General features: G+C 47.2%; 9 protein-coding genes. All 9 read right to left on the reverse strand.

All coding sequences use genetic code 11. The features are described from left to right. Positions 1-72 precede the first annotated feature (72 nt). The gene (locus tag IDZ20_RS12740; protein ID WP_188151813.1) at positions 73-918 is read right to left on the reverse strand and encodes a hypothetical protein; all 846 of its coding nucleotides are present in this window, start codon (positions 916-918) and stop codon (positions 73-75) included. Continuing rightward, positions 902-1,738, reverse strand: a complete 837-nt coding sequence (locus IDZ20_RS12745) for a citrate synthase family protein (RefSeq protein ID WP_188151814.1) — start codon at positions 1,736-1,738, stop codon at positions 902-904. Before IDZ20_RS12745 ends, IDZ20_RS12740 begins: the two co-directional genes overlap by 17 nt. Next, the gene (locus tag IDZ20_RS12750; RefSeq protein ID WP_245792315.1) at positions 1,735-3,648 is read right to left on the reverse strand and encodes a thiamine pyrophosphate-binding protein; all 1,914 of its coding nucleotides are present in this window, start codon (positions 3,646-3,648) and stop codon (positions 1,735-1,737) included. The genes IDZ20_RS12745 and IDZ20_RS12750 overlap by 4 nt, the downstream gene beginning before the upstream one ends. A 523-nt stretch (positions 3,649-4,171) precedes the next feature. Then, positions 4,172-6,304, reverse strand: coding sequence for a TonB-dependent receptor plug domain-containing protein (locus IDZ20_RS12755; RefSeq protein WP_188151815.1), 2,133 nt, complete (start codon positions 6,302-6,304; stop codon positions 4,172-4,174). A 2-nt stretch (positions 6,305-6,306) separates the two neighbouring features. Beyond that, positions 6,307-8,655 carry a YfiR/HmsC family protein gene (locus IDZ20_RS12760; RefSeq protein ID WP_188151816.1) on the reverse strand — a complete coding sequence of 783 codons (2,349 nt, stop codon included), beginning with the start codon at positions 8,653-8,655 and terminating at the stop codon, positions 6,307-6,309. Positions 8,656-8,868: 213 nt separating this feature from the next. Then, positions 8,869-9,585 carry a sulfite exporter TauE/SafE family protein gene (locus IDZ20_RS12765; RefSeq protein WP_245792316.1) on the reverse strand — a complete coding sequence of 239 codons (717 nt, stop codon included), beginning with the start codon at positions 9,583-9,585 and terminating at the stop codon, positions 8,869-8,871. Next, positions 9,582-9,905 (reverse strand): cbb3-type cytochrome oxidase assembly protein CcoS, encoded by a 324-nt coding sequence (ccoS, locus tag IDZ20_RS12770; protein WP_188151817.1) that lies wholly within the window; start codon positions 9,903-9,905, stop codon positions 9,582-9,584. Before ccoS ends, IDZ20_RS12765 begins: the two co-directional genes overlap by 4 nt. Before the next feature lie 63 nt (positions 9,906-9,968). Continuing rightward, positions 9,969-12,431: a heavy metal translocating P-type ATPase gene (locus tag IDZ20_RS12775; protein WP_188151818.1), complete on the reverse strand. Its 2,463-nt coding sequence runs from the start codon at positions 12,429-12,431 to the stop codon at positions 9,969-9,971. A gap of 101 nt (positions 12,432-12,532) precedes the next feature. Continuing rightward, positions 12,533-13,120 carry a FixH family protein gene (locus IDZ20_RS12780; protein WP_188151819.1) on the reverse strand — a complete coding sequence of 196 codons (588 nt, stop codon included), beginning with the start codon at positions 13,118-13,120 and terminating at the stop codon, positions 12,533-12,535. Positions 13,121-13,192 lie beyond the last annotated feature (72 nt).

The following is a 13,192-nucleotide window of genomic DNA, read 5'->3' on the forward strand; positions in this document are numbered from 1 at the left end:
TTCTGTATTCAATCAATGTAGATTGATCGACTTAGATTAAAATTTCAATTTTAAATAGTTAACGCTTTTCCGCTAAATTAATGTTCTAACTGACGGGCCGATATAGCTAATATCGTCGCACCTGAGCGGCAAAAAATCGTGCGCGGGGCGGTCGGCGTACTCAACATAGCAGGCGGTTACACCACTAAACACCATTACCGAGTAGATACGATAAACTTCCTCTGGTGTAAATCCTTGATCGGAAAGGAACGCGGACATATAGCCGTTTATATTCATGCTCTCGCCGTAATCGTGCACGAGTACTTGTTCAATCTCATAGGCGAGGCAAAGGTGCTCCCCTTTGTCGAACCCTAACTCTTGAGTAACACTTTCCATCGTGGTTAAGCGCTCGTCGCCTTTAGCAAGCGGACGAGCAAAGCCAACAATATCGACTTTACCGCGGTTAGCCTTAACCTCACGATCGATAATATCCCGCGCGCTGTCACCCGACCGTTGCAGTGCTCTCGCGGTTTGAATAAAGGTTAGCCCTGCGACTAATGTTTTTTGACCGTATGCGCGCGAATCTGCTGCCAAAGTTCCGGCAACCGTTGCCGCCGTAACCGACGTTTGCGCCTCGCCTGCTAATGCGCCAATATGGTTACACCATATCCGCGGGTCTGGCCAACTTAAACAGCCATAAATCGCTTCGATCCAATCCGCCAAGGGCTTAGAAACAAGTTTCCCCGTCGCATTTAACACCACGATTTGCATAAAGGTTTTTTTGCCTACTAGATCCTCTAGCATGGAAAAACCATGATTATAAACGCCTTTTCCGGGAATCCATCCGCCCTGTCGGCTGCGGATACGACCGCGTTTTTTTTCCAATCCTTCAATTGCGTCAGGATCACTTCGGGTTGTGTTATCAGTCTTCAATAACATAATCACTATCCTTTACAAATGGCATGGCGGTCATAGGTTTATTTGAATACTCCAAGCCGTGCGCCAATATTCCGGGCGCGCCCATAAGCTGATAAAAGCCTGCACCTACACGCGGTTGAAAACCTAAATCCGACAAAACTGCGGCAGCAACACCCGTGCGTAGAATACCCAAACCTTCGCCTTGCAAACCTTCTGACAAATCCAAACTCCAGCGTAGCGTCGGCAATTCTAGCTCGGTGCTTTCAAGTAGATTTTCGGCCAACTGCAACGCTTCGATATCAATCCCAAAGTAAGCTTGCCCGAACCCTGGAATAAGAGTTTTATCAACAGTTGACGGCTTATGGCCTAGACTAAATTCTTGTAAATAAGTGAGGGACGGACGTCGACAATGCTTGCGTACAAAGCGCATCGCAACTTCAACTTCTCCACCACCATAACGATCGCCCCCTAACAGGATTAAACCGATCGGTAAAATATGACTCGCGTCTGTTTTACCAACTCCGGCATTCATAGCGGCTCGAGTCGCGGGGTGGCGAGGACCTGGGTTAATAAATGCGATTAATAGCTTTTCTAATAGTGAGGATTCGTCTTTACTTGGTAGTTCACCTCGAAATAGCAAATACAGCACATCTGTAAAACTACGTTTTTGTATTAGCTCCGAAAGTTCATAACCGTGACACAGGTGCGACTGGGCGATGTAAGGGTTGTCGGTACTCGGCTGTTCGCGCCATATTTTTGTTGTTATGGTTTCCGCAAAAACTTCATCGCGCCGTTCTACAGTACGTGCCGTAGTTACATCTAAATTGATTACAGAGGTCATAACAACAACCCCTCGAATTCGCCCTCAATGCGGCCCTTAATGGGGCTGCTAAGACTACTGTCAACCGAGCCCAGAGTTTGCAACCTCGCGATCATTGGCGGCACCTCTTCACGATCAATTCGAACATCAAGTAAGGTTGGGCCAGCGCGATGGATAATCTTATCGATATCCAATTCATCGAATTGCTCTGGGCTTTGAATAATGTGACTTTCTACACCAAGTGAGTGGGCTAGTTCAGCAAAATTCACCTTGGGTAGATCAAATGCAATGGGCTCTGCTTTCGCTAAACGCTGCCCGTGCATCACCATGCCGTAGACGCTATCATTTAAAATTACATAGATAACCGATAAGCCTTCACGAGCAGCAACTGTAATTTCTTGTCCACTCATCAAATAAGAGCCATCACCAGTAATGCACACCACAGGGCACTTCGGATTTGCACGCGCAATACCAACCGCGGCGCCTATAGCCCACCCCATCGGCGCAAAGTTCATCGTTACCCGCAACCAATTGTCGACCTTTGAACGGCCGTCTTGGGAACTTCGTCCCTGCCGCGCCAAACAATTATCCAAGCGTCGTGAACAATTTCTTGTTAAATAATGGGGTGCCCACATCATGCTGTTACCCGCATCGACAACAAACCGCGTGGACCGAGGAAATTTTTCGGAGAGTTCTCGCATCAAACGTTGTGGTTTTATTGGCACTGAATCTGAGTAATATTTATCTATATCATCGAGCACTACATTTGGATTTAGACCGGTGTGAAGCTTGTCGGCACTGCCCTTAATGTTTTCGCACGAAGGTTTAATCCGCGCCAATATGCCTCGACAAATAAGTTTAATACTGCCAAAAACATGCAGCTTGGCCATCGGGGTTTGTAATATATTTTCGGGATTACTGTCGACGTGAATCAACTCGTTATTCATCAACGAATCACACCACCCCGCGCTTGTAAACTCACCAAAATCTGTTCCAAACGCAACGATGGTTGAGGTGTGATAGCGCAAGGTTAGCGCTGCGCTTACATGGCCGCCAAGACCAAATACGCCGCGATAACCGCTATGGCGTACATTCAACAAACCTTTTGCATCGGGCGTTGTTACAAACTTCGCGCCACACAAAGAGGCTACCTCAAGAATATCTTCAATTGCGTCGTTGCAGCCCTTGCCGATTAAAAATAATGGGCTGTGTTCAGTTGGTAATGCGGACTCAACTGACAAGGCTTGCGGCTTTAGGGCGTCCGCCAATTGTTCTATTGCGCGCTCGTCAGTTTGTTGTCCCAATGCCTCAATTTGCATTTTTAGGTTAGCGCCCAAACGTTTTGAGGCAACGACACTGCGAAGAATATCGACGGGTATCGAAAGGTGAACAGGCCCCTGAGGATGCTGATGCGCACGCAACAGCGCTTGAGTAAGTTTCGTTTCAAGTTGGTTAACATGGGAAACGAGCGTGTTATAACGCGTACAATGCCTAAACATGCCAATAATATTCACACCGGTGCAAGCGGATTCTTGTAAGGCGCCACGGCCGAACTGGGTGATTGCTGGCTGGCCGGTAATGACAAGCATGGGAATATTATTATCGTAGGCGCAGGCGACACCGGTAATTAGATTAGTCGCACCTGGCCCTGACGTTGCAATGCAAACGCCGATCTTTCCTGACTCGCGCTGATAGCCGTCGGCCATACTCGCAGCAGCGGACTCATGGCAAGCTGATACCGCCTGTAGCCCTCCACTTCTAGCACTTTTTGCCAGCGCATTGTATACAGGCTCTACCGCTCCTCCCGGCACACCAAAAATATACCCCACGCCTAACTGCTCCAAATACTCAATAATTAGTTCCGCGGCATCTCCTAACGGCGCCCGGCTTGCGGCTTGGTAAGTGTTAATCTTTGCAATCGTACTACTCACAGTTTACTCCCGATTTTAAAGCTATATTTACAGTTCACCTTCAGCGGCCAACGCCGAAACATCCTGTAATAAAATCCATGAGAGAAGTGTGTAACTACCTAAAAAGAGGTGTCGAATTTTTATACATCCGTTGAATTTGACGCCACTATTGCGGTCGATTTTTAGCATAAAAATCAGCCACTGCAAGTGTTCATTTTTCGGACTTACAAATTTAGATTCAAAACGCCTGCCAACAATGGCAACTAAGTCATTGTTATTGAAAGGTTTTCTCTTAATAAAATGATGTGTGACTCGGATCACAATTAAGCAACCCCTAAAGTAATTATTCGCGCCACCAAAATAATTAGCGCGCCGGACGGCGAGATGGCAGTTTTTTTGCGGAATAAATAATTTTCGATACTCGGCACAAATTTACGGCCCTAAACCTTAATCGGGTAAGATAAGTGTGCGAGATTTGCGCTGACAACCAACCAACGGACGAGGGTAGACTCGTGCACCGGAGAAAACAAAAATGTTCAGAAGATCAAAATGTAGCGTAATTTAACTCGAGCCAAACACTGCGTCCTTCGAGGGGATAGTCTTGAATAATACTATCTGTACTGGGCTCTCTGGCATCGCGGTCAAAGCTATTTTTAACTTTAATCGAAACGCCTAGACCAGGCAGAAGATTTTTTTTGCTGAGATTGAAGTCGAGTCGACTGTAATCGCTAATTGCAGAGCGTGTATCGGTAACAGCACGCTCACGATCCATTATTTTATTTAAGTGAGCGTTTAACGACCACTCGCTACGGAAGCGCCAATTGGCAATCAAGGTTAGCTGTTTTCCGGGAGCATCACTTATTGCCTCACGCGTCTCGGTATCTTTCGATTTCTGCCAAGCAGCATTCACCGCTAGGTTAAACCTCTTATGGGGTTGCCAAATTAATTCCCACTCCAAGCCATGCCCCTGTTGGTCGCGCGCATTTTCAGCTACGGCACCACCGGCTCCTGGAACAAACTCGATTAAATTTTGCGCTTTGTAATAGTAGAGGTTAAGCCGAGTTTTAACATTGTCTAGTGGTCTGTAATCAAACAAAAGTTCGCTGGTATCAATGGTCTCAGGCTGCAGTTCAGAATTACCGATGGCAGCAGGGTTATTAATAAAAGAGAGCTCGCCAAACGAAGGGGCGCGAAAGGCGCTACCGTACATAACTTTACTGGTAAGCCGGTCAGTCGTATTCCAAACCAAGGCCAAACGCGGATTAAGAGTCGACCCAAAGTCTGAATAATTATCTAAACGAACACCCGCCGTAACCATAATTTCCGCCGCTAGACTCCATTCATCCTGCAGCATTACGTGGTGAATATCACGCTCAGAATCCGCCAGAAAAACAAACTCCGTGTCGGAGATGTCAGTCAGTGTTCCACTAACTGTATCTTCACTACCATCAAGAATCCCAGGGCCAAAGTTTTTTAACTCCGTACTGGAAAAGCGCTGTTTTTTATAGCCAACCGCAATGCGAATGGAATGGTCTTTAAGTTGATCAAACTGCGCTTGCCACTCAATAGCTTGATCCCGACTTAACCCGCCTGGCTTACCTATTACCCCGTCGGTAAACACTGGCGTTGCTGTCGGATTAATAAAATCGATATTGCCATCGCTGCCAATTGGCACTCGGCTACCTGCGGGTAGTAGCGTCAAGTTTGACTCTACGTCGTTATAAAAATAATTAAACTTAAGCTGCTGAGACCAACCCAATACCACCGGCAGATCGTAACTTACGCCCAGCGACGAAATTTTAAATTGCTCTTTCGAACTAGGATCCAAGGCTTGTGCGCCGCCGACACCATTACCGGTGTCGTCTGAGCGCCAATGCCATAGATTAAAGTTCCAATTATCGTTGCGTGCACCTAAGTGGATATCGAACACCCTGTAATCAGACGCGAGGGCCGCAGGCGCCAAAGATGCCGATGTCGCAAAAATATCGTCAAGGGTTGTTTGTAAATCGGAATCGACAACCCTCGATGAGTCACCGTCACTTTCCATATAATTCAAGTTTGCACTCAACTGCCAAGCGGACAAAACTTTAGTCCCTGTAACCCAAAAATCTCTAGAACCAAACGAGCCGGTACGCATGCCTGCCTCAAAGCCAACCGCGGATTCTCCAGCCTTGGTAATAACATTGATAACGCCAGAGAATGCATCAGAGCCGTAGAGAGCCGAACCTGGCCCACGAATCACTTCAATTTTTGCGATAGCGCTCGTCGGCAAACGTAATTGATAAGGACGACCGCCCTGAGCGCTCCACTTAACCGGATTGCCGTCAAGCAGTAACTGTACGTGTGGATTAAAACCTGTGTGAATACCGCGCAGTGAATAAACGGCATCGAGGCGATTAAGCGATGACAAAGACACATGTAAGCCGGGAACGGTTTCTAGAACTTCGTCAAGGGTTCGTGCGCCAAGCATCGCTATGTCGGCCGCCGTTATCACCGACGCAACCGACGGCGCAGCTTGTAAGGTTTTAGGGGTTCCTGTGGCGAGGTCCAATTGAATATTGGCCAAATCTTCAAGAGATAACGAAAACAAACTCGGCTGTTCGGCAACTACGCGGCTAGAAACAAGGCCCGCAAGCATCGCCCCAGCGACCATACAGAATAGCTTTTTAGTTATCATAATCACTTCTCAGATGGTTTGTGTGTTGCTCCCTCTGCGGACATGATTTTTTCGACCGCTAACTTTAAGGTCGTTATTGCCACTGGCTTGGCTAAAAAGTCATCGGCACCGTATTCTTGACTGCGTACTCGATCATCGAGTACAGAGGCAATAATGATAGGTGTTTTAGACAAGGCAGTATTTTCCTTAATTTTTTTAAACAATTCCCATCCGTGCATATCGGGCAGAAGTAAATCTAGGGTTATTAGATCGGGGTTCTCAAGCAGAGCCAGGCGCATACCTTCATCTGCCGTCGCCGCTGTAAACACTTGATAATTTTCTTTGCGCAGTGTCCGCGCCATTATATTTAGAAATTCAAGATCATCATCAATTAAGAGTAATCGTGCGCTGCGTTCGTTGCCGACCCCCTCAAGCTCTACAAAATCGAGTGTGGCATCGTCAAGATCAGTGTAGTTGACGATGTCACTAATTTCCTCTTTAACCTGAATAATGGGTAAAGGGATAGAAATATAGAAACTAGAGCCACGTCCAAACTCACTTTTTACCGATATCGCTCCGCCCATCAACTCGGCAAACTGCTTGGCTATTGCTAGCCCCAAGCCAGTACCTTGGTATTTTCGTGTCGGAGAACTATCCGCCTGGGTAAAACGATTGAACACGTTACCAAGCTGCTCGGGCGGAATACCGACACCAGTATCTGTAACTTCAATGTATATTTGCGTCGGCTGATGCTCCGCAGTAACCGAAATGGTGCCCTGTTCGGTAAACTTACAAGCATTGGCTAACAAGTTTAAGAGTATATGTAGAAGCTTTTCGGGGTCGGCCTTTGGCAAGGCTTCACCATCAACGGTGGCAACCTTAAGCTTTAATTGTTTTTCGGAAATTTGCGGCCTCACACCACTTAAGGCCTCTTCAACGAGAAGGCTGAGCCTGACAGGTGTTAAATGTAATTCCATTCGGCCAGATTCAATTTTGGCCAAATCTAGAGAGCCATTGATAAGCTTTAGTAGGCGCTGGCTATTATTAATGACACGGCCAAGATCATGCGAATGATGCTCAAGACCTTCGAACTTCAAATCTTCCATTACAACATCGGTGTAACCGATAATCGCTTGCAATGGCGTACGTAGCTCGTGGCTCATAGTCGACAAAAATTCGCTTTTCGCGCGATTGGCATTTTCTGCACGAATTTTGGCAATTGCCAAGCGGTCACGCGCTAATTTCAACTCCTCGCCTCGCAGCGACAAATGTTCATTATCACGCTTTTTGTTGATATACGCCCAAACCGCTACAGAAACCAAAACCAATACCAGCAGTAGTAAAACAACAAGATTAATGAGTGCGAAGTTCTGGGTCGCGATGGTCTCGCCCATTTCGCTCATTCGCTGTTGCTGCAGAGACAAGGTTGAATTCAATTGGTCTAATTGATTTTCTCTATTTTGAATTTGCGCGGCTATCTCGTCGAGCTGTGTCTGGCGCAAATTCAATTCTTTAGTTTGTTGCTCACCGGCCTGTTGCAATAAAATCCGCTCTCTATTGGTGGCCTCTAAGCGTTCTTTTTGTTGGGCTATGGCGACTTGCTGGTCACTAATAAGTTTATTGCTGGCATCGATATTGTTCTGCAGGTTACGCAGGTTTTTAGCCAAATCGGTATTGTTTCGTTTGAGCTTATCGATATTTACTTCAAACGCTCGCAGACTTAATTCACGCTCCTGTAACTGTTTTTGCATGACGACAAGTGACGCTTGTCCATCACGAAATAATCTCGCCACATCGATTTCACTGCCGCCATTCAAGATAATTTCAGTGTTTATCGTTAAACCGTGGTTTAGCAGGTTGGCCTTGTTAATTTCAAATCGCATCCGGCTATCGCCAGTGGTGTATAAATTTATCATCACTAACTGCTTGTTTTTCTGCTCGGTAGAAACTAACAGTATAGGCCTAGCCCCAATCGCATCGTATATCGTAAAAATATCGGCATTATGCTCAGGCCCAAGCAGTAATAATTGATAGCGGCTAATATCGCGAGGATCGCTAAAAATATCGACTTGAATAGGTGAATTGTCTAGTTTGGCTCCGCCAAAGTGCGACGCTATTTTATTTGCCAGCTCGAGATCTTCTGGGTCGAAGATACCAATGGAAATGGCGCTAAACTGTTCCTGATCAGGCCAAGAAACATGTTTAATAAAATTATAGAGATAGGATGCAATTAGCTCGTCGTGACTGAGGGACTGAGCAGCGCCAGACGACTGAGCGATAACGGGTAATTGAGCTGGAGAGAGCGCGTGTACCGTAGAATAGGTAAAAAGCAACCCGAGGAAAGACAATATAATACATCGAGCAAGATTCATTGCTCTTCTAGACAGAGTTTTTGCAAACTGAACTCTTGCAAACTGAATGGCCATTTGGTGCAAAATAATTCGCATGGTTGCATACATTCTTGGCGCTAACGTGTGAGTGTATTTTTATTCTTGTCACAACGAACAGGTCGATTATGCACTACCCAAACCACACCAGCAAGAAACGACAAAAACCAGCCTCTTAGAGTATATTTATATGTATACCTAGTGGTGGTGCGGCGCCATTGCCGCGTCCATTTGGATTATACCCATCATAGCTAACAACTGTTGTAGAACAGGAAGAAGCGTGTAAATACCGTAAGCGATAAAGGCGAAAGCAAAGCTCCACTTAATAATCTTTTTTGCCAACCATCGGCGTACGCTTGTTGCGGCCACAGCGCCTAACAATACCGCCGGTATCGTACCTAAACCAAAAGCCAGCATCACTGTAGCGCCGTTGAATGGCGTTACCTGTGTTGCAGCATATACCAATACCGAATACACCAACCCGCACGGCAACCACCCCCAAATAGTGCCGAATAAAAATGCCGCTGGAATCGTTTTTACCGGCATTAACCGTTTGCCGAGGGGCGACAAGTATTGCCACAATTTACTACCAGCGCGCTCCAGCAAAAATATCCAACGAGTCCAGCCCGCCAGATAAAACCCCATAGCAATGAGCACTAACCCAGACAAAATACGCAAAATTGGCAGCGGGGTTAGATCTTGGACATGACCGCTGGCAAAAGCCGCTATTGCCCCCATAACGGCGTAACTTGTGATGCGGCCTATATTGTAGCTGAGTAAAATCACCATCCGCCGCGCGGAGGAATCTGAATCAATACCAAATGCGAGTGCCGCAGCAACGCCGCCACACATACCCAAGCAGTGACCCGCGCCCATTACCCCTAAAACGAATGCGGTAATAATAATATCTATCATGATTTCTGCGGCAACTTCGCGGACGGCGTATCGGCAACAGTATTTCCCATTTCAACTGTTGCTTTAGGATTACTCGAATCTGCTGTTGGTTCTAACTTTAAATTACTATCGGCAGCCTTTTGTGGGCCCTTTTGCGCACAGCGTTCTCGTCGAGCGACCTCTTGGGTTGGTCTCAGGGTCGGCTCATCATCAAATAATATTCGCTTTGCTTCCGTATCTAAGTCGTCAAACTGGCCAGATTTCACTGCCCAGAAAAATATCCGAATTGCGATGGCAACGAATACCAATGCAATTGGAATGAGTATAAAGAGACTTTCCATAGGGTTTTTGCCGTGCTAAAAATTGAAAAAAACTAGCGTTTAGACGTTGAAAGACGAATTATTTTAAAGTCGCATCGCATTCACTACCACAATAAGTGAACTAAATGACATGCCAACCGCTGCAAGATAAGGCGGTAACACACCGGTTACCGCAAGCGGCAGCGCTACACCGTTATAGATTAGCGCCCAAGCTAAATTTTGACGAATAACCTTTCTCACCCGCTGCGATAACGTCATTGCCGCGGGAATCACACCAAGATTCCCATTGAGGAGAATACAGTCGGCACTGGCTTGCGCTAGTTTTGTCGCCGCGCCCATAGCCATAGAAACATTAGCTCCACTCAAAACCGGCACATCATTAATACCATCGCCAACCATTAAAATATTATCGCCAGCTTGCTGGTGTTGTTGTAGCCACTGCAATTTATCTTGCGGGCGTTGCTCGCTGTAAATATTGGCTATCCCTAACTGACCAGCGATCACCTTAACCACGGTACGTCGATCACCACTAACAACAGATACCGTTTTGCCCATTGCTTGCAACTCGGTAACTGCTGCCGAAGCGCTGCTGCGTATCTCATCGGCAAACTCCACCCACAAAATCGGTTCGAATACCGCATCGCGCTTAATCGCAAGCAACTGCCACAAACCTTCAGCTGTTGGCGCCTCACCAGTTTTACTATCTAGTACATAAGCCATGCGACCAAAGCGATAGTCCGCATGATTGACGCGGCCACCAACCCCCTCGCCTTCAACGACCTCAACTTGTTTTGCACTGTAGCACTGTTCACGGCCGACAAATGCCGCCGCGATAGGGTGACGCGTGTGGGACTCAAGTGCAGCAATTATATCGAGCCAGTAATCAACTTGCTCTGCAGAGGCTTCAGTCGTACCGAACAACCGCCACCCCACAATTCTCAGCTCACCGCAGGTTAGCGTGCCCGTTTTATCGAAGGCGACATGCTGTACTTGATTGAGGTTTTCCAAACTATCGGCATTCGCGACTAACAAACCCAATCGTCGAGCACGACTCAAGCCCGCGGTTAAAGCCGTCGGCGTAGCCAACGAAAGCGCGCAGGGGCAAGTTACCACCAACACAGACAAAACCACCCACAGTGCACGAGCGGGCTCGAGCCACCACCATGCAGCGCCGGTTAACGATGCAATGATAAGAACAGCTGCAACGAAGTGACCGGCAATTCTGTCGGCTATCGCTTGTCGTCGCGGCTTCTGCAACGCGGCTTGTTCAACCAGCTGCTCCACCGCAGCAAGTTGTGTGGCATCACCTACCGCAACAACTCTAAATTCAATCGAAGTCGCACAATTAAGTGTGCCCGCAGCCAAAAAGTCACCGCTTTGTTTTTGCTGCTGAAGCGACTCGCCAGTCAATAGAGATTCATCTAGATACGCCAACTCTGAGATTAGTTCACCATCGGCGGGCACGACTTCACCGGCGGCCAAATAAATAACATCACCGGGCTTTACTGCCGACAGAGGAATACAGTGCGCAGTTCTTTTCGCGCTGTTTATATCAACGACATTTCCATCATCTAGGCTTTCTTCACTAGAAACTTCATCAAGCCGCTGAACACTAAGGGGCAATAGCTGGCGTAAGTTTTCGGAGGCAAAAATATTACTGTGGCGCGCGCGCATTTCGAGATAGCGCCCAAGTAATAGAAAAAACGTAAACATGGATACTGAATCGAAATAGACATCGCCGCTGCGACTAATGGTTGCCCACGCACTCACGCTGTAAGCTAAAGCGATAGCGATGGATACCGGCACATCCATATTAAGATGTTTGGCCTTTACCGCCCGCCAAGCTGATTTAAAAAAGGGCGAAGCGGAAAAAAATACAACCGGTGTTGCCACCAAAAAACTCACCCAGCGTAACAACACCAGCCAAGTATCACTCATCCCTTGTAGCGCCCCGGCGTAGAGTGCTACCGCAACCATTCCGACTTGCATCATGCCAATGCCGGCCACGCCCAAGCGTAGCAATGACTGCTGCGCTTCGGTTCGCCTTAATTGATTTTGTAGGTCTGGCCGCTCTGGTTGAGGGTCGTAACCGATGCGGGCTAGCGCCATAAATAGATGGCTTAGCAATTGCCGAGCGGGATCCCATTTAAGCAACACTTGACGAGTGGTTACGTTCACACGAACCGACATCACTCCGTCAACTGCCTCCAAGTGGTGTTCGATTAACCAAGCACAGGCCGCACAGCTAATTCCCTGCACCTGTAAACGCGCGGTACAAAACCCAGAATCATCGCTCGACACAAACTGTTGCTGAACTTCGTTGAGGTCGTAACTTTGAAATAGACTTAGGCGAGTGTTGGCAGGCTCGGCGGGACGGCTCGCGAGACTATCGCGATAACGATAATAACCTTCTAACCCACCAGCGCTAATAACCTCTGCAACCGCGAGACAGCCATAACAACAAAACGATTTGGTTGTGCCATCTAGCTCTAGAGTTAATTCCGTACTGACCGTAACCTTAAGCCCACAGTGGAAGCAATCTGTCATAAAGAGTAGTCAATCATTTGATACAGGCCGTCGTTGAGTCCAAGCACACGCATTTTCACGGTATCTCTGTTTTATTTTTCGCCAACAACATCGGTTTAACGCTATTTTAAAAATACAGTTAAGTCTTTCTCAAAATTTATTTCACCGGTTATTCTCCAATGCGGTTGCGGCATAGCAGTGTCGGCCGCTGCACTGGCGTGCGCTCGACTTTCTACTCGAATATAGCGCCGCCCAGTTAATAGCTGATCGAATTCCACTTGGTAAAGGTTAGGCTCCCGCAACCGCAACACCAGCGTTTGATCTAAGTCTGCCTCGGCAGGGTGCGACAATACCAACACTAACTCTGAACCAAGTTCCACATCGGATTGCATTGTAAGCTGCACACCACGACCGGTATTGTTCAATACTAACTGCCCGTTAATATTATTCGACTTTGCATAGGCTTCAGCCGCAAAACGATTATTTACCATTTTGCCTTCTTTGTAGTAGTCATCGCTCACAACGTCATCGCCACCATACACCGCGAGTGTAACCAAAACAGAACAGACTAACAGCACTGCAATAAGTGGCGATAAAACAAACCACGCCCAAGGCTCTCGATACCAAGGCGCTTTCCTAATTTGGGGGGACGACGCTTTATCTTCTCCACCCCGTGTCGGCGTATTGGAGTCTACTAAGGTTGAATTCATATAATTAACTCTTGGCTCTTTTTTACCGGTTGCATTCGTACTTTCTCTAGCTCTTTAGCAATTCGAATTCGA

It is taken from the genome of Teredinibacter waterburyi (genome assembly GCF_001922985.1).
Lineage (GTDB): Bacteria > Pseudomonadota > Gammaproteobacteria > Pseudomonadales > Cellvibrionaceae > Teredinibacter > Teredinibacter waterburyi.

Excerpts from the sequence above, each read along its gene's own strand:
- IDZ20_RS12740 (WP_188151813.1), bottom strand. The coding sequence starts at position 918 with ATGTTATTGAAGACTGATAACACAACCCGAAGTGATCCTGACGCAATT.
- IDZ20_RS12745 (WP_188151814.1), bottom strand. The coding sequence starts at position 1,738 with ATGACCTCTGTAATCAATTTAGATGTAACTACGGCACGTACTGTAGAA.
- IDZ20_RS12755 (WP_188151815.1), bottom strand. The coding sequence starts at position 6,304 with ATGATAACTAAAAAGCTATTCTGTATGGTCGCTGGGGCGATGCTTGCG.
- IDZ20_RS12760 (WP_188151816.1), bottom strand. The coding sequence starts at position 8,655 with ATGAATCTTGCTCGATGTATTATATTGTCTTTCCTCGGGTTGCTTTTT.
- IDZ20_RS12765 (WP_245792316.1), bottom strand. The coding sequence starts at position 9,585 with ATGATAGATATTATTATTACCGCATTCGTTTTAGGGGTAATGGGCGCG.
- ccoS (WP_188151817.1), bottom strand. The coding sequence starts at position 9,905 with ATGGAAAGTCTCTTTATACTCATTCCAATTGCATTGGTATTCGTTGCC.
- IDZ20_RS12775 (WP_188151818.1), bottom strand. The coding sequence starts at position 12,431 with ATGACAGATTGCTTCCACTGTGGGCTTAAGGTTACGGTCAGTACGGAA.
- IDZ20_RS12780 (WP_188151819.1), bottom strand. The coding sequence starts at position 13,120 with ATGAATTCAACCTTAGTAGACTCCAATACGCCGACACGGGGTGGAGAA.